Here is a 24165-nt window from a genome sequence, read left to right as displayed (position 1 = left end):
TCAGTATCCTTTACTGAGATTCAGTCCGGACTGCAGGGGATAGAGGGAAAGCACGAATAACGCGGCGGGCGCCCCGCCCACGGGAATAAGCACATGAACGGCGCGCTCGCTGTAGCCGGTCGGCAGCGTCACGTCGCCTTCGCTGAAACGGCTGCGGGGGTCAGAAGAAGACATGTGGCAGTATCCTTTCGCTTCAGTATTTCTGATGGATGAAATCTGCCATATCCTGCGACGCCAGGCAATGGTCCGTCAGTTGAAAAACGATTTTTACCCGATATACGCCCAAAGCCACGCTGCCCGCGGCCGACCTTATGGAATCGTCAATGTCTATCAATATCCGAAAAAAAACAAATTATTAGCGATATTTATCCACCGATATTCTCAGGGGGAATAAGGATGAAATAACAGAGCATCGCGCTGTTGAAATTACGGGGATAAAAAACAGGGCATCAGGCTATAGCCAAAATAATTCGAGCGGCAGGACAACAACGGCAAAAGCGTTTTTAAGCAGCGCTTGCGCTGACCCCAAAGGGGTGAGGCCATAAGACCGAATAACGCGGTGACGCAGCGACGAATTGGTCGGTAACGAAGGTGTCCAGCCAGCGGCTGGCTTCGATAAAAGATGGAGAGCCTCTCCTTAATCCCCAGACGCTTACCGCAGTAAGTGACCGGGAAGAGCGAAAAACGTGCCGGCAGCGGATTTGAACGACGCTGGCGGCGGCGCGGCAAGAGCGAGCGCCATTGATGGGGCGAGCAACAACAGCAACTGCCCGCCGCTTGCAGTATGAAGGGTACATACTCGTTATATTCCAGGCGGCAGATGCGTTGCCTGAAGTATGGAGAATCTATTTACCTCCAACCCAAACCGTCGCCGCACAGGGGCCAAAACAGCCGATTCCGCTGCCCTGACCGACAACGTTATTTTACAGCTCATGACATAAGTTAATCTTATTTCTCAGTCAGATAACAAACAATCCCGCGTTTTCAGTGTTGTTTTCAACGCAACAATATTTTCATTTTCAGATATTGTTGCCCCTGTCGCCATCAAACATACTCGGCCTTATAACAATAAGAACTTTACATATTCCCACGAGCCATTAATCAATCCTTGTGACAAGAGAAGAGAAATAAAATGCACGTGAAAACGCTTAGTCTTAATCAACCAGGTCGTTTAAAAGACTACTTGCCCATATATTTATGGGCCGCCATCGTACTTATTGTGGCAGAGTTGATTGGTTCAATCTCCATTCCACTGGGGGCCGCTAAAGTTGTGCTATTGCCCATGATCTGGGCCTTGATTATCGGTGCGATACTAGGCACCGCGAGTTACAAAACGTCTTCCGCCTGGTCTTTAACCCGCGGCAGACAAGTCATTGCCTCGCATATTCTTCAGCCGGCCCTGCTTATCTTTATCGCCAAACTGGGGGTCGTCGTGGGCGGCTCATTACCGGTTATCGCGAAGGCGGGCTGGGCGCTGGCCTTCCAGGAACTGGGACACTTTGTCGGCACCGTTTTGCTGGCTATGCCGGTCGCTCTGTTATTGGGCATCAAACGCGAAGCGATCGGCGCCACTTTCTCGGTCGGTCGTGAACCCAGCCTTGCTATTATCGGGGAAAAATACGGTATGAGCTCGGCGGAAGGACGCGGCGTTCTGGCTGAATACCTTACCGGAACCCTGTTCGGCGCCCTGTTCATCGCTATCGTCGCCGGCTTTATCACCAGCCTGAATATCTTCGATCCGCGATCGCTCGCCATGGCTTCCGGCGTTGGCTCAGGCAGTATGATGGCGGCGGCGGCCGGCGCCATTGCGGCGCAGGTCGACAAGCAGACGGCGGAAACCGTAATGGCGTTGGCCGCCGCCTCTAACCTGCTGACCACCACCTTCGGCACCTATTTCACTCTGTTTATCTCCCTCCCGCTGGCGATCACCGCCTACCGGGTTCTGGAGCCGATTCTGGGCAAACGCTCGAAACGGAGCACGGTGGAGCAGGCGAATGACGAAGACGCGTTGCAGTCGGTAAAAGAGTCGTCGGGCCGCCTTTCATGGTCAGATAAGGTCATTGCCTGGTTCGCTACCGCTATATTATCGTCCGTAGCGAACTGGATAGCCTTCGGCCACTTCTCATCCGCGGTGATCGCCGGCTGCTTAATTATGATTCTGATCTCGCTGATGGGCGATATCGTTTATAAGCTGACGCGCGGAAAGATCCCGACAGTTTGCTGGGTCTCGGTTATCGCCATGTACGCCACCTCGCCGTGGTGCCCCTGGGCGAAAGAGATCGCCGAATTAACCGGCAGCATTAACATGCTATCGATTATTACGCCCATGCTGACCTTTGCCGGCCTCTCTATCGCCAAAGATCTGCCGGCGTTTCGTAAACTGGGCTGGAGAATTGTGGTGGTGTCATTCGTCGCCAACTTCGGCACCTTTATCGGCGCGGCGCTAATCGCGGAATTTTTCCACTAATCCAGCCCCCCGCTCGCCTGCGGGTTGCGGCAAGGGTTCAGGCCCTCTCGCCGGCAACCCATAGGGGACGGGGTTTCTGCGGCCGCGGTCGACAAATCTTCCCCGACGCCGGCTGTGCCGGGCGCCGGGCCATCAACCGGCCGCCGACGCGCGGAATCTAACGGGAACAAACGTCGCCAGGCGGCGCCGTTACGGCGTCAGACTGGCGGCATCCCAGCCGCCGCCCAGCGCGACAATCAATTCTACGCTCGCCACCCACTGCGTGCTTTGCAGCGACAACAGACTCTGCTGCTGGCTCAGGCTGGTATTTTCGGTGGTGGCGACATCAAGATAATCGATCATTCCCGCTTCGTACTGATTACGCGTTACGCGGGCGGAATCGCTGGCGGCATCGGTGGCGCGCTGCTGCGCGGCCAGTTCCTCCCGCAGCGTGTTCAGCTCAACCAGATAATTCTCCACCTCGGTGAACCCCTCAAGTACCGCCTGGCGATAGCTGGCGACGCTGGCGTCATAGGAAGCGCGCGCCTGTTCCACCTGCGCCGAGGTGGCGCCGAAATCCAGCAGCGTGCCGCTCAGTTCCGGACCAAGCGACCAGACGCGATTCGGCAGAGAAAGCAGATTATGCAGCGCGGAGCTGGTAAAGCCGCCGCTGGCGCTCAGCGTCAGATCGGGATAGTAACCGGCGATCGCTACGCCTACCGCCGCATTGGCCGCCGCCACATTGCGCTCGGCATAGGCAATATCCGGCCGGCGCTGCAGCAGGTGCGACGGAATCGCGTCCGGGATCGCCGGCAGCGTGGCGCTTAACGGCGCGGCGGCCAGACTAAATTCCGCCGGCGTTTTGCCAATCAACAGCGCGATCGCGTGTTCCAACTGCGCGCGCTGCCAGACATAATCCAGCGCCGACGCTCTGGCGCTCTCCAGCTGCAGTTGCGCCTGAGCCAGCGTGCCGCGTGACTCCGAACCGGCCTGATACTTATTGCTGATCACCTGCACATAACGTTCATAGGTCTGTACGCTCTGCTGATACAGCGCAATCTTCTGGTCCATAATGCGCAACTGGAAATAGTCCTGCGCCAGCTCCGACTGCGCGCTCAGCGTGATATTGGCCAGCTCCGCCTGGCTGGCCTGCGCGCTGGCCTTGTTCTCTTCCAGCGTGCGCCGGAGTTTGCCCCACAGGTCCAGCTCCCAGCTGGCGCTGGCCTCGGCGGAGAAACTGTTGCTGGTGGTGCGCTGGCTGGCGCCGTTGCTGCTGGCGCGGCTGCCGCTGCGCGTACCGGATCCGCTGGCGCCGACGGTCGGAAACAGATCGGCGCGCGACCCGGCCGCCAGCGCTTTCGCCTGACGGTACTGCGCTTCATACTGCGCGACGTTCTGGTTGGAAATGCTCACCTGCTCAAGCAGCGACGACAGCGTGGCGTCGCGGTAGACCGTCCACCACTCGCCCTTGCTAATCTGATCCTGCGGCGCGACCGGCCGCCAGCCCCGCGCTTCTTTATACTGCAGCGGCACGCTAGCGGCCGGCCGCTGATAGTCTGGCCCCACAGCGCAGCCGCTGAGCAACAGCGCAAGGAAAAGCGGAGTAAACGAGATAGTTTTCAGTTTCATGGCAAATTATTCAGCATGGCGCAAACGCTGCCACTGATGACGAGTGGCGCGGCTGACGCGATCAAGATAGAGGTACACCACCGGCGTGGTGAACAGCGTAAGTAACTGACTCAGCGCCAGGCCGCCGGCAATCGCCAGGCCGAGCGGACTGCGTAAATCGGCGTCGCCGCCGCTGCCCAGCGCCAGCGGCAGCGCGCCGAAGAAGGCCGCCAGCGTGGTCATCATAATCGGACGAAAACGCATCAGGCAGGCCTGAGTGATCGCCTGCTGCGGCGACATACCCTGCTGGCGCTCGGCCATCAGCGCAAAGTCGATCATCATAATGGCGTTCTTTTTGACGATGCCGATCAGCAGCAAAATGCCGATCAGCGCGATCACCGTCAGTTGGGTATTGGTCAGCAGCAACAGCAGCAGCGCGCCGACGCCGGCCGACGGCAGCGTCGACAGGATGGTCAGCGGATGAATATAGCTTTCATACAGCATGCCCAACACGATATACACCGCCGCCAGCGCCGCCAGAATCAGCCACGGCATCGAGGCCGACAGCTCGGCAAAAGCTTTGGCCGTTCCCTGGAATCCGGCCTGAATATCCGACGGCAGACCAATCTGCGCCATCGCGGTTTTAACCAACGCCTGCGCCTGCTCCAGAGAAACGCCGTCCTGCAGGTTGAAGGCGATGGTGCTGGTGGCCGATTGTCCCTGATGCGCCACCGACAACGGCGCGTTGGCGCCGCTGAACGTCGCAAACGCCGCAAGCGGGATGCGCTCGCCCTGGTCATTTACCACCTGCAGTTCGTTGAGTACCGACGGATCGCGCGTGTAGCTGTCCTCCAGCGACATCACCACATGGTACTGATTGAGCGTGTGGTAGAGCGTCGCGATCTGGCGCTGGCTGAAAGCGTTATTCAGCAGCGTATCCAGCATGCTGACGTTCACCCCCAGCCGCGTGGCCTTATCGCGATCGATGTTGATCATCACCTCCTGACCACCGGTCTGCGCATCGGAATCGACGCTGGTCAGCTGCGGTATTTGCTCCAGCGCGGCCTTCACCTTCGGCGTCCAGACGCGCAGGATATCGAGATTGTCCGCCTGCAGGCTGTACTGATAGCTGGCGTTGGCGCTGCGGCCGCCGATGCGCAGATCCTGCGCCGCCATCAGAAACATCTGCGCGCCGGCGATACTGCGGCTTTTGGCGCTCAGGCGGTTGGCGACCTCGGTCGCCGTAGCGTCGCGCTGGTTATACTCTTTCAGGCGGACGAAAAAATTGGCCGAATTGCGCGAGCCGAACGCGCCGCCGCCCATCGACGACATCACGCTTTCGACCGCCGGATCGGACTGAATCAGCGTGGTGAACGCCTGCAGCTTCGGTTTCATCGCCTGGAACGAGACATTCTGATCGGCCCGTACCATGCCCATCAGCAACCCGGTATCCTGATTGGGGAAAAAGCCTTTCTGCACCACCGAGTAAAGAAACAGATTAAGCATTACGGTCAGCAGCAGGCTGAACAGAGTCAGGCGCTGATGGCGCATCACCCACGTCAGCGCGCGCGCATAGGCCGCCAGCAGGGCATTCAGTTGATTTTCGATAAACCGATACAGCGGGTGCGGCGGCGCGCTCACCCTGGGTTTGCGCTTCAGCAGGCGCGAGCAGAGCATCGGCGTCAGGCTGAGCGAAACCAGCATTGAGATGATCAGAGAAATAGTTAGCGTAACGGCGAACTCGCGGAATAGTCGCCCGACGATGCTGCCCATCAGCAGGATCGGAATAAACACCGCCACCAGCGACAGCGTCATCGACAGCACGGTAAAGCTGACTTCCTGCGCGCCTTTCAGCGAGGCGCGCACCGGACTTAACCCCTGTTCAATGTAGCGCGTGATGTTTTCCAGCACCACGATGGCGTCATCCACCACAAAACCAGTGGCGATAATCAACGCCATCAGCGACAAGTTATCCAGGCTGTAGCCCAGCAAATACATCACCGCGCAGGTGCCAATCAGCGATATCGGCAGCGCCAGCGCCGGGATCACCACCGCCTGCACGTTGCGCAGGAACACGAACACGACGGCTATCACCAGCAGCACCGCAATCAACAGCGTCTCTTCGGTATCGTACAGCGAGGCGCGTACCGTCGAGGAGCGATCGACCACCAGTTTCAGATTGGTGTCGGCCGGCAGATTCTTCTGCAGCTCCGGCAATTGCGCTTTGATGGCATCGATGGTTTCCAGCATATTGGCGCCCGCCTGGCGCGTCACGCCGATCATCACCGAAGGCGTCTGGTTGTAATAGCCGGTCTTATATTTGTCTTCCACCGCATCGTAAACGGTCGCGACGTCGCTCAATCGAATCGCGCGCCCGTTCTGGTAACTGACCACCAGATTGCGATACTGGACCGCTTTTTCCAGTTGACCGTTGCTGTCCACCACCCACGACTGATGATCGCCGGTCAACATCCCTTTCGGCAAATTGGTGGTGCTGCTGGCGATCGCGCCGCGCACGCTATCCAGCGAAACGCCGAACTGAGTCAGCATCTGCGGCCGCAGATCGATGCGCACCGCCGGCAGGGCGCTGCCCATCAGAGATACCTGGCCGACCCCCTGTACCTGGGCGATTTTTTGCTGGATCTGGCTGTCGGCCAGGTCATACAGTTCGCCGCCGGGCCGGGTATCCGAGGTCAGCGCCAGCATGACGATCGGCGCGTCCGACGGGTTGGCCTTACGATAAGTCGGCAGCGAGGCCATACTGCTCGGCAACAGGCTGCGCGCGGCGTTGATCGCCGCCTGCACGTCGCGCGCCGCGCCGTTGATATCGCGCGAGAGCTCGAACTGCAGAATAATGTTGCTCGACCCTTGCGAGCTGCTCGAGGTCATCTCCGTGATGCCGGCGATTTGCCCCAGCGAACGCTCCAGAGGAGTCGCCACCGTGGCCGCCATGGTTTCAGGGCTGGCCCCGGCCAGACTGGCGGACACCATAATAGTCGGGAAATCGACCTGCGGCAGCGGCGCCACCGGCAGCAGGCGATAACCCAACATGCCCAACAGCAGGATCGACAGCGTCAGCAACAGCGTGGCGACCGGACGGAAGATAAACAGCCGCACCATAGCTTATTCCCCGCCCCGCGACTGGCGCTGCGCGTTGCGCATATAGCGCTTGCCGCGTTGCGCCAGGCCGTCGAACCACAGATAAATCACCGGAGTGGAGAACAGCGTCAGCACCTGACTGACGATCAGACCGCCGACGATCACCAGCCCCAGCGGCTGGCGCAACTCCGCGCCGGAACCGGAGGCCAGCATCAGCGGCAGCGCGCCGAGCAACGCCGCCATAGTGGTCATCAGGATCGGCCGGAAGCGCAGCAAACAGGCCTGATGGATCGCCTCGCGCGGGCTGAGATGCTGCCGGTTTTCGGCCTCAAGCGCGAAGTCGATCATCATAATGGCGTTCTTTTTGACGATGCCGATCAGCAGAATCACGCCAATCAGCGCAATCAGACTGAATTCGCTGCCGGCCAACAGCAGGATCAGCAGCGCGCCCACCGCCGCCGACGGCAACGTCGACAGAATCGTAACCGGATGAATAAAACTTTCGTACAGGATGCCGAGCACCACATACATGGTGATCAACGCGGCCAGAATCAGCCACAGCGTATTGCTGCTGGCGCTCTGGAACGCGGCGGCCTCGCCCTGATAGCGCAGCGTGATGCCCGACGGCATCGCCAGCTGTTTACTGACCTCGGCGATCGCCTGCTGCGCGTCCTCCAGCGAATAGTCCGCATTCAAATTGAACGACACCGTCACCGCCGGGAACTGATTCAGCCGCATGTGCATCAGCGAGCCGGTGCGCTGGTGCACGGTAGCGATCGACGTCAGCTTCACCATACCGCTGGTCGAACTGGCCGAAGACGACGAAGCGGCGGCGGACGATGATGAAGACGACGTACTGCTATCGCTATCGGACGATACCGTACTGGCCAGCCAGACATCCTCAAGCGAGGCCGGCGATTGCTGATAGCGCGGCGCCACCTCCAGCACCACGCGATACTGATTCGACTGGGTGAAAATCGTCGAGACCAGACGCTGACCGAATGAGTTATACAGTGCGGTATCAATATCCGAGGCGGTGATGCCGTAGCGCGCGGCTTTGTCACGATTAATCTCGACATAGGCCACCTGCCCCTGGTCCTGCAGATTGTTGACTACGTTATTGAACTCCGGCCGTTTGGCCAGCGCCGCCGCCAGCGCGGGCGACCACTTGACCAGGTTTTCGCTGTCGGCGTCATCCAGCGTGAACTGATACTGGCTCGGCGTAACCTGATCGTTGACCGTCAGATCCTGCGCCGACTGCAGATAGAGCGCGATGCCGGGCACGCCCTGCACCGCCTGGCGCAGCGCCGCGATCACGCTATCGGCGCGCTCGTCGCGCTCGTCGAACGGTTTGAGATTAATCTGCAGGCGACCGCTGTTCAGACTACTGTTGTTGCCGTCGATACCGATGGTGGAGGCGACGCTTTCGACCGCCGGGTTGCGCAGAATCAGATCCGTCAGCGCCTGCTGTCGTTTAGCCATCTCGCCGAACGAGACATCCTGCGAAGCCACGGTCACCCCCTGAATCAGTCCGGTATCCTGGGTGGGGAAAAAGCCTTTGGGTATCACCAGATAAAGCAGCGCCGTCAGCACAAAGGTGGCCAGCGCCACCAGCAGGGTCAGTTTCTGATGGTTGAGCACCACCGTCAGCAGGCGATCGTAAATGCGCACCAGCCGGTCGAAAAACTCGCCGCCCTTGCGCGCGAAACGCGACTGTCGTTCCGGCGGAATGTGGCGCAGCAAATAAGCGCACAGCATCGGAGTCAGCGTCAGCGATACCAGCATCGACACCAGAATCGCCACCGCCAGCGTAATGGCGAACTCACGGAACAGTCGGCCGACCACATCCCCCATAAACAACAGCGGGATCAGCACGGCAATGAGCGAGAAAGTCAGCGAGATGATGGTGAAGCCGATCTGCTGCGAACCTTTCAGGGCCGCCTGCATTGGCGTTTCGCCCTCCTCCAGCCGACGGGAAATATTCTCCACCACCACGATCGCGTCATCAATGACGAAACCGGTGGCGATGGTCAGCGCCATCAGCGACAGGTTGTTAAGACTGAAATCGGCCAGATACATCACGCCGAAGGTGCCGACCAGCGACAGCGGCACGGCCACGCTCGGGATCAGCGTAGCGGCGATGTTGCGCAAGAACAGGAAAGTGACCATCACCACCAGCGCGATCGACAGCATCAGTTCGAACTGTACGTCGCTGATCGAGGCGCGGATAGTTTGCGTGCGGTCGGACAGGATTTGTATCTTCACCCCATCAGGCAGCGCCGCCTGCAGGGCCGGCAGTCGCGCCTTGATGTTATCGACCACTGAAATCACGTTCGCGCCGGGCTGGCGCTGTACGCTGATGACAATCGCCGGGCTGCGGTTGGCCCACGCCGACTGATAGCTGTTTTCCGATGCCTCTTCGATATGAGCGATATCGTGCAAACGCAGCGCCGCGCCGTTCTGATAGGTCAGAATCAGATTGCCGTACTCCTGCGCGGTACGCAGCTGATCGTTGGCGTCGATGGTGACCGAATGGTATTTGCCGTCAAAACCGCCCTTAGAGCCGTTAACGTTGCTATTGCCGATCAGCGTATTGACGTCTTCCAGCGTCAGGCCGTGCGCGGCCAGCGCCTGCGGGTCCATCTGCACGCGGATCGCCGGTTGATGACCGCCCGCCAGCGTCACCATGCCGACGCCGGAGATCTGCGACAGCTTGAGCGCAATACGGGTGTTGACCAGATCCTGCACCTTAATCAGCGGCAGCGTATCCGAGCTGGCGGCCAGCGTAATCACCGCGTTGTCCGCCGGGTTCACCTTTTTATAGGTCGGCGGATTGGGCAAATCGGAGGGCAGCAGACTGTCGGCGCCGTTGATCGCCGCCTGCACTTCCTGCTCCGCGACATCCAGCGACAGTTCCAGCGAGAATTTCAGGGTGATCACCGATGAACCGCCGGAGCTGCTGGAGGTCATCTGGCTCAGGCCGGCCATCTGGCCGAGCTGACGCTCCAGCGGCCCGGTCACGGACGATGCCATCACGTCCGGACTGGCGCCGGGATACAGGGTGGTCACCTGAATGGTGGGATAGTCGACCTGCGGCAGCGCCGAGGTCGAGAGCGCGCGGTAAGCGAAGATGCCTGAAATCAGCACGCCGACCATCAGCAGAATGGTGGCGACCGGGCGCTCGATAAAGATACGTGACGGATTCATTGCGCCTGCGCGCTCCCGCCGGCGGCGGCGCTCTGCGTCGTCGCCGCGATGCTGACTTTGCTGCCGTTGGTCAGGCGATCAACCCCTTCCGTCACCACGCGATCCCCCGGCGCGATGCCGGACAGAATGGCCCGCAGATCGTCGCCGAACGTCGGACCGGTTTGCACCGCTTTACGCGTCACGCTGTCGTCCTGGTTAATCACAAACACAAAACTGCCGTCGCTGCTGAGCTGCAGCGCCTGGGACGGAATCACCGTCGCCTGCGTCAGCGTGCCGGTCTGCAGCCGCACATTGACGAACTGGTTGGCATACAGCGTTTCATCGTCATTGGCGAACAGCGCCTTCAGCTGCACCGTACCGGTACTGGTATCGATGCTGTTGCTGATAAACTGCGCCTTGCCCTCGGCCAACACGGTTTTATTATCCTGATCAAAAGCGGTTACCGGCATGCTCTGCCCGTTATGCAGCGTTTTCAGCAGCACCGGAATATTGCTTTGCGGCACGCTGAAGGTCACCGCCGCCGGCTGGGTCTGCGTGATAGTCACGATGCCGGTAGTATCGCTGCTGGTCACCATATTGCCCGCGTCCACCAGCCGCAAACCGACGCGGCCGCTGATTGGCGCGGTGATGCGCGCATATTCGATATTCAGCCTGGCGGAGGCGATTTGCGCCTCATCGGCTTTGATCGCTCCGCTGTACTGGCCGACGGTCGCCATCTGCGTCTCCAAATCCTGACGCGAGAGCGAATCCTGAGCGAACAGTTTTTTATAACGCGCCAGCGTCATCTGCGCGCTTTTCAGCAGCGCCTGGTTTTCGCTGAGTTCGGCCTGATACTGCGCCAGCGTCGCCTGGTAGCTGCGCGGATCAATCTGCGCCAGCAGTTGACCGGCCTCGACCTTCTGCCCTTCGGTAAAGTAGACCTTGATTAACTGACCGTCGACGCGGCTGGTCACCGTGACCGTGGCGTTCGGCGTGACCGTCCCGAGCGCGGTCAGGTACACCGGCACGTCGGCCTGGGTCGCCACCCCGCCGTGAACGACGGTGGTCGCGCCGCCCATCATCATACCCGGGCCGCCGGGCCCGCGCATACCGCTCTGTTGACCATGCGGCCACAGACGCCAGATCACGCCGGCGATAATCAGCGCCAATACGACAAATAACAGGAATTTCAACAATCGGGAACGCGATGACTTTGTCATGAAAATCTTAATCGTAGTTAAGGACAGATGCCTCTCCCACACGCGGGGAAAGAAAATAGTTGGACGCGATAACCCATCCACTGCAAGCGGCAAAAGACGCGACCGCGCGGGCAAGAGACCGGATAACGACCCGGCTCGTCGCGGCTGACGGGAACGGCCAGAGCGTCTGCGGCTTGCATGATCAAAGGCGTATTATCGTCAATTACGCCGATAACTTCCATGTTTGAACCGTAATCGTTTCGTTAAGAGTGTTCAGTTTATCGCGCCGCCGGCCGGCGCCTCTGAGGCGGCGGACAACGTTGATACGCCGCGCGCGTCTGCCGGCCTCGGCCGGAGCTAAAGACTAGTGACGGATTAAGACAAAAATATGAACGGCGGGACAGACCGGCGGCGGTGCGAATGGCGAATAGCCGGCGGGAGGAACGACAACCATCGCCGCCCGGGACGAAAGTCGTCGTGCCGCTTTCCCGCTTAGCGCCGCTTGTCGAGCCAGAGATCGATACAGGCCTGCGCCAGAATATGCGTCGGGTCGATAGCAATGGCCTGCAGCGGCGAAGCGACCGCCTGCAGCGCCGGCGGCACCTCGGTGCAGGCGAGGATCAGCCGCTGCGCGCCTCTGGCGACCAGCGCGCCGGCCAACTGGTGCAGCAATTCTCCGCCCAGACGTAACTCGCCGCGCTTCACGGCATAGCAACCGGGCACAAATTGGTTATCCATTTCCTGCCGCTCGGGCAAGAGCGGCGTAATGCCCAGCGCGCTCAGCCGTTGCTGATACCAGCCCGCCGCCAGCGTGCCCTCGGTCGCGATCAGCCCGACCCGCGCCGGCAGCGGCGCGACGGCGGCGAGATGGCGCGCGGTCAGATCCGCAATATGCAACAGCGGAGCCCGGCTGGCGGCCGCCAGTTGCGGATACCAGTGATGCGCCGTATTGCAGGGCAGCGCGATGTGGCTTACGCCGAGCGCATTGAGCTGTTGAATCGCCCGCAGCAACGCCGGCAGCGGAGATTCGCCGCGCCCGGCCAGCGCCGCCTGCCGATCCGGGATCTGCGGCACATTCCAGACCACCAGCGGCACATGATCCTGATCGCGACGAGCGGGCGTGCCGGCAATAATTTTCTGCCACAGATCGAGCGTCGCCAGCGGCCCCATGCCGCCGAGAATGCCGATCAGCAGCGGCTCAGCCATTTTTCGCCGCCTGTTCCAGCACCTGACGATAGCCGAACAGCCCGGCCGCGCCGCCAGTATGGATGAACAGCACATTGTCATCCTTGCCGAAATAGCCTTTGCGGACCAGATCGATCAGCCCCGCCATGCCTTTTCCCGAATAAACCGGATCGAGCAAAATCCCTTCCAGCCGCGCCAGCAACGTAACCGCCTCCGTCATGCCTGCCGTCGGCACGCCATAGCCGTCGCCAACGTAATCGCTGTTGGCGACGACCGCGCTGCGCGCCAGTTCGCCCGGCACGCCGAGCAGTTCGCGGGTGCGCTGCGCCAGCGCCCAGACGTTTTGCTCCTGGCGCGCTTTCGGCGCGCGCACGCTGATGCCAAGCACCGGGATCCCGCTATGGCTGGCGCTCAGACCGGCGACCAGGCCAGCCTGAGTACCGGTGCTGCCGGTCGCATGCACGATATGGTCGATGCGCAAGCGCTGCTGGCTCGACTGGAAAAGCAACTCTTCGGCGCAGGCGACATAGCCCAGCGCGCCGATCGGGTTGGAGCCGCCGCCGGGGATCACATAAGGCGTACGGCCCTGTGAACGCAGAGTTTCCGCTCGTTGCTCCATCGCCAGTTGCATATCGGCGCCGGCCGGCAGATGCTCAACGATCGCGCCGCCCAGAATCTTATCCAGCAGAACATTGCCCGAGTATTGATAATCATCGCCGCTATCCGCGACGCGCTGCTCCAGCAGCACCTGAGCCTCTAATCCCAGTCTGGCCGCGCCGGCGATAGTCTGACGCACATGGTTGGACTGCGTGGCGCCCTGGGTAATCACCACGTCCGCGCCTTTTTGCAACGCATCGGCCAGCAGAAACTCCAGCTTACGCGTCTTGTTGCCGCCGGTCGCCAGACCGGTGCAATCATCGCGTTTGATATATATCGTCGGCCCGCCCAGATAGCTGCTCAAATTGGGCAGGGCTTCCAGCGGCGTAGGGAAATGCCCCAGCGATAAACGGGGAAAACGGGCTAAATGCATATTGACTCCTGTACGCGAATTGAGGCTGGCTTGTTCAACGGCGCAATAAAATTAAAAAGAATAACGGTTGGTGCGGATAGGTATTTTCTCTGCGGCGGCTTTATCTTCGACGGAGAACAGAAATAGCGTCACGCTGAATAATGAACAGCCGCTGGCCTGATTATGCGCGAATAGCGTTTTCAGGTTGTAAATCGGCTAATTGCCGCCAGCTGACGTCATCGATAAATATGCCGTTAGCCAAACGCAATTGATATTCTTTTTGCTCCGGTTCGCCAGGCAGTAATAACTGATCATCGTCGCGCGAACTGCGTACCCAATTCAGCAATGCCGGAATTTCCTGTTGGTATAGCGCGGCCCCGCCCAGGCGCTGCGGATCAATAAGTACGGACAGCATGCTATTAATAATGCGCTTTTTATCCGGCTGCGTGGCGCGTTCGGTTTGGCCGCCGGTCAGCGCCGCGCCGAGCAGGGAACAAATCAGCGACAGACCGGCGCCTTTATGCTCGCCGAAGGCGCGCAGCGCGCCAAAGGGCGCTTCCATCAGCCAGCGCGGATCGACCGTAGCCTCGCCGCGATCGTCGACGGCGCACCCTGGCGCCAGCGTTCGTCCTTCATTCCAGGCAATCCGCGCCTTATTGCCGGCGATCACGCTGGTGGCGAAATCCAGAATAATCGGCGCGGCGCCGGCGACCGGAATGCCGGCGCAAAAGGGATTAGTGCCCAGACGCGGTCGCTGGCCCTGCCAGGGCAAGACGTTGGCGCGGCTGTTTACATTGGCGAAGTGCAGGGAAACCAGCCCCGCGTCCGCCGCCTGCTCCGCCCAGGCGCCGATGCGGCCCAAATGGTGCGCATTGGCCAGACTCACCACCGCCACGCCAAACTGCTGCGCGCGACGAATGCCCTGCTCGATCGCCTGACGACCGACAACCTGGCCGAAACCATGCTGCCCGTCGAAGGACAACAGCGCGCCGTTATCCGCCTCCAGCTTCACGCCGACGGCGGGATTCAGACCGCCTTCGCGAATAGCCGCAATATAGCGCGGCAGCATACTGACGCCGTGCGAATCGTGCCCTTTGAGACAGGACTCGACCAGATTATCGGCAACCTGCCTCGCCGCAGCTTCATCGACCTCATTTTCCATCAGACGCTGGCGCAGATAATCGCGTAAATAACGATGAGAAAAAACGGGCATATACTGTCTCAGAGTCAAGTAAATAGCGTGAAAGATGACTATATCCGCGCCTCACATTTCACATAAGCATATTTTTTAACTATTCATAGTTAAAAAACAGATAATAGAATACGAATACTTTACAAATATTGAATTCCATTACTTATTAGTTATTCAATGCAGCTTATTCCAAAAAAGACTTTATTAACATAACGATTTAACCTCAGTATGTGCTGAGGTTTTACCGGCTATTTTTCAGAGAGAGAAAATGAAATTTAATTCCGATAACAATCACGGCTCGTCGTTATTCGCGGCGCCGCTATCGGTCGTTTTTTCATCGAAACATCCCCGCTGCCTTAACATGCTTTTGCTTACCAGCAGACGGCGACATTACGGCAGTCCGGCGTACTGAAAAAATAAAGCCTGTTCATGGAAAGACTATTTCTTTGAGGAAGCGCACAGCGAGCCGGGCAGCCGGCCGGGGCGCAGGAGACAGCATGACATTACAGAATCAATCATCCACCCCGCATCCCCTGCTGCAGGTACACAACGTTGGACTCGAATACCGCACGCGGCAGCGCCAGGTGCGCGCTACCCACGACGTCAGCTTCGACGTCTGGACCGGCGATCGTTTTATCCTGCTCGGTCCATCCGGCTGCGGCAAATCCAGTTTGCTCAAATCGATCGGCGGCTTTTTACCGCCGGTGAACGGCGTTATTTATCTCGACGGCCAGCGCATTAACCAGCCGGGCCCGGACCGCATGATGGTCTTCCAGGAATTCGAACAGCTGCCGCCGTGGAAAACAGTGCTGGAGAACACGATGTTTCCCCTGCTGGCCAGCCGCAAAGCCGGCCGCAGCGAAGCCAGGGATCGCGCCATGTATTTTTTGCACAAGGTCGGTCTGGCCGGTTTTGCGGATTCTTATCCGCATACCCTATCGGGCGGAATGAAGCAACGGGTCGCGATTGCCCGCGCGCTGGCCATGCAGCCCAGAATATTACTGATGGATGAACCCTTCGCCGCGCTCGATGCCCTGACGCGCCGCAAAATGCAGGAAGAGTTGCTCGAATTGTGGCATGACGTCGGCTTCACCCTGCTCTTTGTTACGCATTCCATTGACGAAGCGCTGGTGCTGGGCAACCGAATTCTGCTGCTGTCCCCGCATCCGGGCCGCGTGCGCGCCGAACTCAACAGCCATCAGTTCGGTTTGACCGATCGCGGCAGCGACGCGTTCCAGAGCGCCGCGCAGCGCATCCACCATTTGCTGTTTCCCGCCGAAAGCGCGCCGGTGACGCCATCCACATCATCACAAGGTAAAAACAATGAGCATTCATCCTCCGATTCGCTCCGAGTATCTGCGTGAGCTAACGCCGCTGCAAGACATGGCGCTGGCTCAGCCGCTGCCAGTATCGACGCGTCTGTGGAACCAGGCCTGGCTGCGCAAAATCATCCTGCTGGCCGCACTGATCGCCGTCTGGGAACTGACGGCCCGCAGCTACGACAATGATTTGATGCTGCCCGGCTTCGTCCAGACGCTGCAGGTCTTTATCAGCGATATGGCCAGCGGCGAATTGCCGCAAAAAATAACCATCTCCTTCGGCACGCTGCTCAAAGGCTACGTGATCGGCAGCGTGCTGGCGCTGATGCTGAGCGCGCTGGCGGTATCAACGCGCTTCGGCCGCGATTTGCTCGGCATACTGACCTCGATGTTCAACCCGCTGCCGGCTATCGCCCTGTTGCCGCTTGCTCTGCTGTGGTTTGGCCTGGGCGAAAACAGCCTGATTTTCGTCCTGATTCATTCGGTGATGTGGCCGATGGCGCTCAATACCTACAGCGGCTTTCTCGGCGTTTCCGATACGTTGCGGATGGCCGGGCGCAATTATGGCCTGAAAGGCGCGCGTTATGTGGCGCACATTCTGATCCCGGCCGCGCTGCCGTCCATCCTCTCGGGGCTGAAGATCGGCTGGGCCTTCGCCTGGCGCACGCTGATCGCGGCCGAACTGGTGTTCGGCGCCTCCAGCGGCCAGGGCGGCCTGGGCTGGTATATCTTTCAGAATCGCAACGAACTGTATACCGACCGGGTTTTCGCCGGGCTGGCATCAGTGATCATCATCGGTTTGCTGGTGGAAGGATTGATCTTCTCCAGTATCGAAAAACTCACGGTTAAACGCTGGGGTATGCAGCGCTGACCGCCGGCAGGGAACACATTATGGTTTCAATACAAGTACCGCAAAATTACCTGAACAGCGACGGCATCATCAACAGAGCTGGCGAATACGTTGCGCCGCTGGCCCGTAAGGTTCTGATCATCAGCAGTCCGCGAGCCTGGCAAGCGGTGTCGCAGCCGCTCGGCCAGAGCCTGACCGGGAGCGATATCGCCTTCAGCACGGAATTTCTGACCGGCCCCTGCACGCGGGACGCCGTCGACGCATTCGCGGCCATCGCCCGACGCGATCGAGCCGAACTGATTATCGGCGTCGGCGGCGGCCGGGTGCTCGACAGCGCCAAAGCGGTGGGGGAAATACTGGGCCAGTTGCCGGTGATCACCATTCCGACCATTGCCGCCACCTGCGCGGCCTGGTCGCCGATCAGCGTTATCTATACCGATGCGGGCGCGCATGTCGGGCCGCTGCCGCTGAGCCGTTTGCCGGTCTGGGTGCTGGTCGATAGCCAGCTCATCGCCCGCAGCGATGTTCGTTACCTCAAAGCCGGCATCGTCGATGCGCTGGCGAAGTGGTATGAATTCCTGCCTTACCTGGTCAATGGCGATGATGAGCTGGCGCTGATCCTCAAATCCCGCATGGCGAAACTGGCGCTTGAGACCATTAAAACCTTCGGTCGTCAGGCGCTGGACGATAATCAGCAGCAGCGCGTCACGCCGGCGCTGCGTAAAGTCATCGATGCGGTAATTGCGCTGGCCGGGCTGGCGAACAGCATGCGCGATGAACAGCCGCGCATCGGCATCGCCCACGCGATTCACAACAGCATGACACGTTTGCCGCAGCTGCATCACTGGCTGCACGGCGAAAAAGTGGGTTTTGGCCTGGCGGTGCAATCCTTTCTGCAATACCGGCACGACGATAACGAGGCGCGCAAAGAGTTGCTGACGCTGCTGCGGCGCTTCGATACGCCGCTGACGCCGCAGGCCATCGGCCTGACCGCACCGCTCGAGTCATTGCGGGAGATCGCCAGGGGCGTGGTTATCGCGCCGGGGATCGCCCTCCGGCTGCCTTTTTCTCTGGCCCGCGAGAGCATCGAAGCGGCGCTGTTGGCCACGCTTAATCTGGACGATTTCGCTGGCGACGAATCCGCGGCGTTCGCTCAGGAAGCGCTGATATAGGCGCAACGCCGACCTCCTGCGCCCGGCGCCGTCAGGCCGCCGGGCGCAGCGCGCGGATAATATCGCCCAGCAACTGATGCAGCCGATCCCGGTGGCCGGTGCGCGCGGCGGAGACGGCGCCGTCCGAAGTCATCACCACGGTCAGCGCCAGTCGCGGCACGATATACAGCATCTGGCCGCCATATCCCCAGGCATAGTGCACCGTTTCCTCGGCGATCCGCGTCTGAAACCAGCCATAGCCGTAACCATCGCCGGTATAGGGCGATTGGGTGCGCGGCTGCCAGGAGGCGGTAATCCACGCCTGCGAAATCACGCGCTTGCCGCCCGGCGTGACGCCGCCCCGACGGTAGAGTTCACCGAAGGCAAGCAGCGAACGCGGGCTCATCGTCATCTCGTTGCCCCCCAGATAAATACCCTGCGGATCGCGCGACCAGTTGACAATGGAAAAGTCGTCCAGCGGCGCGAACCAGTCTCGCGCGAGGCGCAGCGTGGAAAGTCCGGTGGTACGGTGCAGAATCGCCGACAGCAAATGCGTTGAGCCGGTGGAATAAACCATGCGCCCGCCCGGTTGGTCGACGAAGGGCCGGGCCAGCGCGGCGCGCACCCAGTCATGGCTGCCGACCCAGGCGCCGTAGCCCGGCCCCGAGGTTGACGCCAGACCGGCCTGCATGGAGAGCAAATGGCCGATGGTGATCAGATTGAGGCGCGGATCCGGCCCGGCGGGCAGCGCATCGGCCAGCAGCGGCGCCACCCGCTGTTCCGGCCCGGCGATGACGCCTTTATCGATGGCGATGCCGACCAGCGCCGACATCACCGACTTCGAAGCCGATTTGATATTGGTGGCCGCGCGGGTTGAATGTCCGCGATAGCCGCGTTCGGCCAGAATAACGCCGTGACGGGCGACCACCACCGTTTCAAGCGGCGCGATCGTCCGCGCTTCGTCCAGCAGTTGGATCACCGCCGGACGCGACTCAGCCGCATAAATCAGCGACGGCGCCAACCACAGCGCGATAACCGCGGCCCAAACCGCTTTCGCCCCGTCGCCCCCTGACCGGGTACGGCCATCTTGCTTATGCCTGCGCATTCCCCCTCCCCTTGTGCCTGAGTCAATACCCGCGAGCGCCAGGAACCGACGGTCATAATGACCCGATTCAGGGCGGCGCGCCAACATTGCCGGGCCTTAGCGGCTAACCGCCGTTCAGAGCATAAACGGAACCGCGTCCCGCTCAGGATAACGTAGCGTAGGGCCGTTTGATTTCGCTAACAATACACGCTAAATAATTCACGTTGCGGGAAGGCGGTAAAAGAGCGAATCCCGAATCACGGATTCAAGTCAGTGATTCGGGTGAACGCGCGTAGCCAACGCACCTGCGACCTGAAGTATGACGAGTATAGTTGCTATAATAGCCAAAATAATTCGCGTTGCGGGAAGGCGCTGACGCCGCGACGAATTGGTCGGCAACGAATTTATTCAGTCAACGGCTGGCCTGCGGCGAGAGACAGGATGTCTCTCATTCATCTCCAGACGCTGAAACAGTATGTGGCTGGGTGAGCGACAAATCTGCCGGCAGCGGATTTGAACGCCGCGGGCGTGAGACCCGCAGATGGGGCGAATAATTAAACCAAACCAACGTTTCTGCCGACCGAAGTACGACAAGAATAGTCTGCGGAGTGGAATCTAATTATTAGATGCGGGTATAATTAATTATCGGCGAACGCCAGATTCAGCGAATCCTGCAACGACCATAATAGTCGTACCGTCATGAAGTAGTACCGCTGTAAAATTAATATTAAAAGGACTGTGTTATCAAAAGGGACCACGCCACCTCTTTTTTATACATTTCCTGCCGGGAGGATTCTCATGTTTCCGCTTGTCGTTCGTCAGCTTATCCAAAATCGCCGCCTGCAGTTTATTGTTTATCCATTGTTTTATCGTCAGGAAATCAGCAACGCCGTTTTATGCGCTTCCTGTCAGGAGGATCTTCATGTATTCGTTCGTCGCTCGTCAGCCTATCCTAAACAGATACCTGCAGCCCGTTGCTTATGAATTGCTTTTTCGTCAGGGCATTCGCAATCGTTTTCCTGACGTGAGCGCGGAATACGCCACCACTCAGTTGATCTCCGAACAGTTTCTGACCACCCCGCTCAACAAACTCGCTGGCGAATACCCCTGCTATATCAACTTTCCCTACCAAATGCTGGTCGACGGCCAGGCTGAAATATTACCGGTCGATAAAGTCGTGATTGAAATCCTTGAAAACGCCAAACCGGATCAAGAATTATTCACCGCTGTAAAAAGAATGAAAAAGCATGGTTTTCGTTTAGCGCTGGATGACTTCACGATGGAGCAGGAATGGAATCGTTTTTTGCCTTATGTCGATATTATTAAGTTCGATTTACAGCAATCGTCATTTAATAATATTGCTGATTACATTAATCAGCTGAAATATAAACATCTTACTCTGCTGGCGGAGAAGGTGGAAACCTATGACCAATTTCTGCAGGCCAAAAAAGTAGGCTGCAGCCTGTTCCAGGGCTATTTCTTTAGTCAGCCTGAAATGATGAAGTCAAAAAAATTGTCCGGCTTCCATCGCAATACCGTCGAATTACTCAAAGAGGCCAATCGGCCGGAACTCGACTACAACAAGATTGAAACGCTGATTAATAGCGACCTTTCATTAGCTTATAAGTTAATGCGCTACGTCAACAATCTCAGATATCGCACCAGTTCCGGCGTGATATCGTCCGCCATGTCTTTTCGCAGCATTGCAATATTTCTTGGACAGCGAGAACTGCGCCGCTTTGTCTCGCTGGTCAGCATCACCAGCGGAAGCGAAAACAAGTCCAGCGAGCTTTACCGTATGAGCCTGATCCGCGGGAAATTCTGTGAATTGCTGTCGCTGCAGCTGCGTCCGTCGGCCGATCCGATCGAGGCGTTCCTGTGCGGATTGTTCTCCCTGCTCGATGCCATTCTGGACTCGCCGATGTCTTTATTGCTCTCGCAGATATCCTTATCAAAAGAGATCAAACAGGCGCTGCTGGATAAAAGCGGCGAATTAGCGCTCTATCTGGCGTTTATCGCGGATTACGAACAGCAGAACTGGCCCCAGCTGAACCGCTATATCAGCAGCATGCGGCTGGATGAACGGCAGGTTATTCAGATGATGGCGGAAGCCACGCGCTGGTCCGATGAACTGCTTGAGATGTAACGGCGACAGCGCCTGCCTTGATGCGTCGTTTAAACCAGCCGCCCCTGGAAAATCGGCACCGATTCAAACAGATAACCGTCAAAATCCGGCGCGTCGGCATCCGACAGCTCCAGCAGCGTATTTTTCACGTTTTCCAGATGCTGCCACATCGCCTGCCAGGCGCCCATCACGTCGCGACGGCGCAGCGCCGCGAGGATGGTCTGGTGATCGCCCAGCCACTTCAGCCGATAACTGCGGGTTTCAATATGGCTGCGCAGCTGCTGCCACAGCGGGCTGCTCTCGTGATGGCGCCAGATACTGGTCACCGTATCCAGCAGCATCTGATTCTGCGTGGCGCCGGCCAGCAGCAGATGAAACAGTTTGTCGTTATCCTGGCCGACATCATTCATGGCGATGGCCTTTTGCTCCTGTTCCAGCGTGCGGCGCAAGTTTTCGATATCGGCTTTAGTCGCCATTTTGGCGGCAAACGCCGCGATATTGCTCTCCAGCAGCTGACGCGCCTGCAGCATCTCAAACGGCCCGACCTCGCTGCGGAAAAAAGCCTCCTCTTCGTCGCTGCTTTCCGAGGGAATGCGCATCACGTAAACGCCGGAGCTTTGACGAATATCCACCGTGCCTTCCAGCTCCAGCATCAGCAGCGCCTCGCGCACGATGGTGCGGCTGACCCCCCAGTTTTCTGCGATATGGCGCTCGGGCGGCAAACGGGAACCAACCGTATAGACTCCCTCAATGATCTGCTGACGCAAATGATGACCGATTTCCTGATACTGTTTCTTTTCCTGCGGAGGGGCGCCCTTATCCACTGAATCACCTTTCACTCATTAACGATGCTATAAAAATCCGGGTTACGCCCGCACTATGCGCCGCGACGCGCGACGAATTGACGTCGCTGTCGCGGCGCGTCGCCGACCGTTGGCCGTTGGCCGTTTAGTTTACCAAAGACAGCGCCTGATCGAGTACTTTTGCGCCGTTCAGCGTACCGTAAGCCACGGAATCGATCACCGCGATCGGAATATGATAGCTATCGGTCAGTTTGCGGTTCTCCTCCAGTTTGAAGCGCACCTGCGGACCAAGCAACACCGCCGCCACATCGCCGCCGTAGCTTTGCAGCTCCTCACGCAGATTCTGTTCGGGTATGGCATAAATCTGGTAGCTGAGACCGCGCGCCGCCGCCTCTTTTTCCATCCGCGTCACCACCATCGACGTCGACATGCCTGCCGCGCAGGCCAGTAGGATACGTTTCATCATCGGTTCCTTATTTTGGTTCATCGTCAATATCAATAGTCAGTTGCCCGCTGTCGCGCAGGCTGCGATACCAGTGCGCGGACTTTTTCATGCGCCGCCGCCGCTGGTTGTCGAGATCGATTTCGATCAGCCCGTAACGATTTTTAAACGCATTCATCGGCGAGACGTTGTCGGTAAAAGCCCACAGCATATAACCTTTGCAGTTGGCGCCCGCCAGGCGCGCGCGCAGCGCCTGATAAAGATGCCCGGCGATAAATTCAATGCGATAGTCGTCCTGAATCTGCCCGTCGGCATTTTTGAAGCGCGCCTCGTCCTCAACGCCCATGCCGTTTTCCGCCACAAACCACGGGAAATTGCCGTAATCGCGCATCATGCGCATCGCCATGTCATAGATGATTTGCGGCTGAATCTCCCAGCCGCGCGAAGGGTTCATCCGCCGGCCAGGCAGATCGAAATGTTGGTAATAACAGGACGGATGAAACGGCGTTTCCGCATGCCAGGCGTGCGACGGCGCCTTCACCCGGTGAGGATAGTAAAGATTCAGACCGACCTCATCGACGGTATGGGCGGCGATCAGCGCCAGTTCGTCATCCGTCGCCTGCCAGCGCACCTGATGTTTCTTCAGCAGCGCCAGCAGTTCGGCGGGATATTCGCCCCTGATGGCCGGATCGAGAAATACCCGGTTGTAGAACAGATCGTACATCTGCGCGGCGCGCACATCGTGCGGCGCGGTTGAGCGCGGATAGGTCACTTCCGGGTTGAGAATGGTGCCGACGGTGCCGCGGTAGCCTTTTTCCCGGAACAGTTTGACCACCTTCGCCGTCGCCAGATTTTTATGGTGATTCCACTGCATCCAAGTGTCGGTGCTCTGCTGATAGGGCCAGCGCAACGCATCGAGATAAACGCGAGTCTGCACCACGATCGGCTCATTGAACACGAACCAGCGCGTGACTTTGTGCGCATAGCGTTCAAACACTCTCTCCGCGTACAGCGTGAACAGCTCAACCACCTTCTTCGACGCCCACCCGCCGTACTGTTCCAGCAAACGCGCCGGCAGTTCGTAATGTTCCAGGCAGAGCATCAGTTCAATGCCCTGTCGCGCCATCTCGGCAATCAGCCGGTCGTAATAGCCGGCGTACTCTTCGTCCACCGCGCCGCTTTCATAGTCGGTCAGAAAACGCGCCCAGTTAATCGAGGTGCGGTAGTGGGTCAGCCCGGCGGCCTTCATTAACGCTACGTCCTCCGCGAAGCGGTTAATAAAATCGGTCGCCACCGCCGGACCATACCCCTTGTGCCAGACGTGGCGATCGTGCTGATACCACGCGTCCAGATAAGAATCCTGCCCCGGTTTTTTACCGCTCCAGCCTTCGGTTTGCCACGCGGAGGCGGCCGCGCCGAGAATAAAGTCATCCGGAAGAGTGACGGTTACCTTGCTCATTCTTGCTC

At 58.9% G+C, this 24165-nt stretch carries 18 protein-coding genes; 6 read left to right on the top strand and 12 right to left on the bottom strand.

Annotated elements, in window-relative coordinates; genetic code table 11:
* Positions 1-174, bottom strand: a complete 174-nt coding sequence (locus tag FJU30_RS15410; protein ID WP_150435853.1) for a DUF1795 domain-containing protein — start codon at positions 172-174, stop codon at positions 1-3.
* Here FJU30_RS15410 and FJU30_RS15405 point away from each other — a divergent pair.
* Positions 173-394 carry a hypothetical protein gene (locus tag FJU30_RS15405; RefSeq protein ID WP_150435852.1) on the top strand — a complete coding sequence of 74 codons (222 nt, stop codon included), beginning with the start codon at positions 173-175 and terminating at the stop codon, positions 392-394. The two genes, FJU30_RS15410 and FJU30_RS15405, sit on opposite strands and share 2 nt — an antisense overlap.
* A gap of 825 nt (positions 395-1219) precedes the next feature.
* Complete coding sequence (locus FJU30_RS15400; protein WP_263406730.1) at positions 1220-2467, top strand: DUF3100 domain-containing protein; 1248 nt, start codon at positions 1220-1222, stop codon at positions 2465-2467.
* 189 nt (positions 2468-2656) lie between these two features.
* Here the strand turns inward: FJU30_RS15400 and FJU30_RS15395 are convergent, their stop codons facing one another.
* The 7 genes from FJU30_RS15395 to FJU30_RS15365 all read right to left on the bottom strand — a co-directional run bounded on the left by FJU30_RS15395 (position 2657) and on the right by FJU30_RS15365 (position 14945).
* Complete coding sequence (locus tag FJU30_RS15395; protein ID WP_150435850.1) at positions 2657-4075, bottom strand: efflux transporter outer membrane subunit; 1419 nt, start codon at positions 4073-4075, stop codon at positions 2657-2659.
* 6 nt (positions 4076-4081) lie between these two features.
* The gene (locus tag FJU30_RS15390; protein ID WP_150435849.1) at positions 4082-7174 is read right to left on the bottom strand and encodes an efflux RND transporter permease subunit; all 3093 of its coding nucleotides are present in this window, start codon (positions 7172-7174) and stop codon (positions 4082-4084) included.
* 3 nt (positions 7175-7177) lie between these two features.
* The gene (locus FJU30_RS15385) at positions 7178-10360 is read right to left on the bottom strand and encodes a multidrug efflux RND transporter permease subunit (protein ID WP_150435848.1); all 3183 of its coding nucleotides are present in this window, start codon (positions 10358-10360) and stop codon (positions 7178-7180) included.
* On the bottom strand, positions 10357-11559 hold the full coding sequence (locus FJU30_RS15380) for an MdtA/MuxA family multidrug efflux RND transporter periplasmic adaptor subunit (protein ID WP_150435847.1): 1203 nt from the start codon (positions 11557-11559) through the stop codon (positions 10357-10359). The genes FJU30_RS15385 and FJU30_RS15380 overlap by 4 nt, the downstream gene beginning before the upstream one ends.
* A 471-nt stretch (positions 11560-12030) precedes the next feature.
* Positions 12031-12744: a cysteate racemase gene (locus FJU30_RS15375; RefSeq protein ID WP_150435846.1), complete on the bottom strand. Its 714-nt coding sequence runs from the start codon at positions 12742-12744 to the stop codon at positions 12031-12033.
* Positions 12737-13753: a D-cysteate sulfo-lyase gene (locus FJU30_RS15370; RefSeq protein ID WP_150435845.1), complete on the bottom strand. Its 1017-nt coding sequence runs from the start codon at positions 13751-13753 to the stop codon at positions 12737-12739. The genes FJU30_RS15375 and FJU30_RS15370 overlap by 8 nt, the downstream gene beginning before the upstream one ends.
* Before the next feature lie 160 nt (positions 13754-13913).
* Positions 13914-14945 (bottom strand): malate/lactate/ureidoglycolate dehydrogenase, encoded by a 1032-nt coding sequence (locus tag FJU30_RS15365; RefSeq protein WP_150435844.1) that lies wholly within the window; start codon positions 14943-14945, stop codon positions 13914-13916.
* Between the two features lie 476 nt (positions 14946-15421).
* Between FJU30_RS15365 and FJU30_RS15360 the strand changes: the two genes are divergently transcribed.
* From FJU30_RS15360 to FJU30_RS15350, 3 genes are read left to right on the top strand one after another with little or no spacing between them, the layout of a single operon-like run.
* Positions 15422-16288: an ABC transporter ATP-binding protein gene (locus FJU30_RS15360; RefSeq protein WP_150435843.1), complete on the top strand. Its 867-nt coding sequence runs from the start codon at positions 15422-15424 to the stop codon at positions 16286-16288.
* Positions 16248-17114 (top strand): ABC transporter permease, encoded by an 867-nt coding sequence (locus tag FJU30_RS15355; protein ID WP_150435842.1) that lies wholly within the window; start codon positions 16248-16250, stop codon positions 17112-17114. Before FJU30_RS15360 ends, FJU30_RS15355 begins: the two co-directional genes overlap by 41 nt.
* Before the next feature lie 20 nt (positions 17115-17134).
* The gene (locus tag FJU30_RS15350; protein WP_150435841.1) at positions 17135-18265 is read left to right on the top strand and encodes an iron-containing alcohol dehydrogenase family protein; all 1131 of its coding nucleotides are present in this window, start codon (positions 17135-17137) and stop codon (positions 18263-18265) included.
* A 31-nt stretch (positions 18266-18296) separates the two neighbouring features.
* Here the strand turns inward: FJU30_RS15350 and FJU30_RS15345 are convergent, their stop codons facing one another.
* On the bottom strand, positions 18297-19349 hold the full coding sequence (locus FJU30_RS15345; protein ID WP_150435840.1) for a serine hydrolase domain-containing protein: 1053 nt from the start codon (positions 19347-19349) through the stop codon (positions 18297-18299).
* Positions 19350-20250: 901 nt separating this feature from the next.
* Between FJU30_RS15345 and FJU30_RS15340 the strand changes: the two genes are divergently transcribed.
* On the top strand, positions 20251-21474 hold the full coding sequence (locus FJU30_RS15340) for an EAL and HDOD domain-containing protein (RefSeq protein WP_150435839.1): 1224 nt from the start codon (positions 20251-20253) through the stop codon (positions 21472-21474).
* A 29-nt stretch (positions 21475-21503) separates the two neighbouring features.
* On the opposite strand, the gene FJU30_RS15335 is transcribed toward FJU30_RS15340, so the two are convergent.
* The 3 genes from FJU30_RS15335 to FJU30_RS15325 all read right to left on the bottom strand — a co-directional run bounded on the left by FJU30_RS15335 (position 21504) and on the right by FJU30_RS15325 (position 24157).
* Positions 21504-22277, bottom strand: coding sequence for an FCD domain-containing protein (locus FJU30_RS15335; RefSeq protein WP_150435838.1), 774 nt, complete (start codon positions 22275-22277; stop codon positions 21504-21506).
* 124 nt (positions 22278-22401) lie between these two features.
* Entirely contained in the window at positions 22402-22719 is a 318-nt protein-coding gene (locus tag FJU30_RS15330; protein ID WP_150435882.1) for a PTS sugar transporter subunit IIB, read from the bottom strand.
* Positions 22720-22729: 10 nt separating this feature from the next.
* Positions 22730-24157, bottom strand: a complete 1428-nt coding sequence (locus tag FJU30_RS15325; protein ID WP_150435837.1) for a glycoside hydrolase family 1 protein — start codon at positions 24155-24157, stop codon at positions 22730-22732.
* Between the last annotated feature and the right edge of the window lie 8 nt (positions 24158-24165).

The sequence above is a fragment of the Affinibrenneria salicis genome, assembly GCF_008710095.1.
The sequence above is the reverse complement of the archived record's forward strand: the minus strand, read 5'-3'. Positions and strand labels throughout refer to the sequence as shown.

Bases quoted from the DNA above. Each gene is read 5' to 3' on its own strand.
- FJU30_RS15405 (WP_150435852.1), top strand. From the start codon at position 173: ATGTGGCAGTATCCTTTCGCTTCAGTATTTCTGATGGATGAAATCTGC.
- FJU30_RS15410 (WP_150435853.1), bottom strand. From the start codon at position 174: ATGTCTTCTTCTGACCCCCGCAGCCGTTTCAGCGAAGGCGACGTGACG.
- FJU30_RS15395 (WP_150435850.1), bottom strand. From the start codon at position 4,075: ATGAAACTGAAAACTATCTCGTTTACTCCGCTTTTCCTTGCGCTGTTG.
- FJU30_RS15390 (WP_150435849.1), bottom strand. From the start codon at position 7,174: ATGGTGCGGCTGTTTATCTTCCGTCCGGTCGCCACGCTGTTGCTGACG.
- FJU30_RS15385 (WP_150435848.1), bottom strand. From the start codon at position 10,360: ATGAATCCGTCACGTATCTTTATCGAGCGCCCGGTCGCCACCATTCTG.
- FJU30_RS15380 (WP_150435847.1), bottom strand. From the start codon at position 11,559: ATGACAAAGTCATCGCGTTCCCGATTGTTGAAATTCCTGTTATTTGTC.
- FJU30_RS15375 (WP_150435846.1), bottom strand. From the start codon at position 12,744: ATGGCTGAGCCGCTGCTGATCGGCATTCTCGGCGGCATGGGGCCGCTG.
- FJU30_RS15370 (WP_150435845.1), bottom strand. From the start codon at position 13,753: ATGCATTTAGCCCGTTTTCCCCGTTTATCGCTGGGGCATTTCCCTACG.
- FJU30_RS15365 (WP_150435844.1), bottom strand. From the start codon at position 14,945: ATGCCCGTTTTTTCTCATCGTTATTTACGCGATTATCTGCGCCAGCGT.
- FJU30_RS15360 (WP_150435843.1), top strand. From the start codon at position 15,422: ATGACATTACAGAATCAATCATCCACCCCGCATCCCCTGCTGCAGGTA.
- FJU30_RS15355 (WP_150435842.1), top strand. From the start codon at position 16,248: ATGAGCATTCATCCTCCGATTCGCTCCGAGTATCTGCGTGAGCTAACG.
- FJU30_RS15350 (WP_150435841.1), top strand. From the start codon at position 17,135: ATGGTTTCAATACAAGTACCGCAAAATTACCTGAACAGCGACGGCATC.
- FJU30_RS15345 (WP_150435840.1), bottom strand. From the start codon at position 19,349: ATGCGCAGGCATAAGCAAGATGGCCGTACCCGGTCAGGGGGCGACGGG.
- FJU30_RS15340 (WP_150435839.1), top strand. From the start codon at position 20,251: ATGTATTCGTTCGTCGCTCGTCAGCCTATCCTAAACAGATACCTGCAG.
- FJU30_RS15330 (WP_150435882.1), bottom strand. From the start codon at position 22,719: ATGAAACGTATCCTACTGGCCTGCGCGGCAGGCATGTCGACGTCGATG.
- FJU30_RS15325 (WP_150435837.1), bottom strand. From the start codon at position 24,157: ATGAGCAAGGTAACCGTCACTCTTCCGGATGACTTTATTCTCGGCGCG.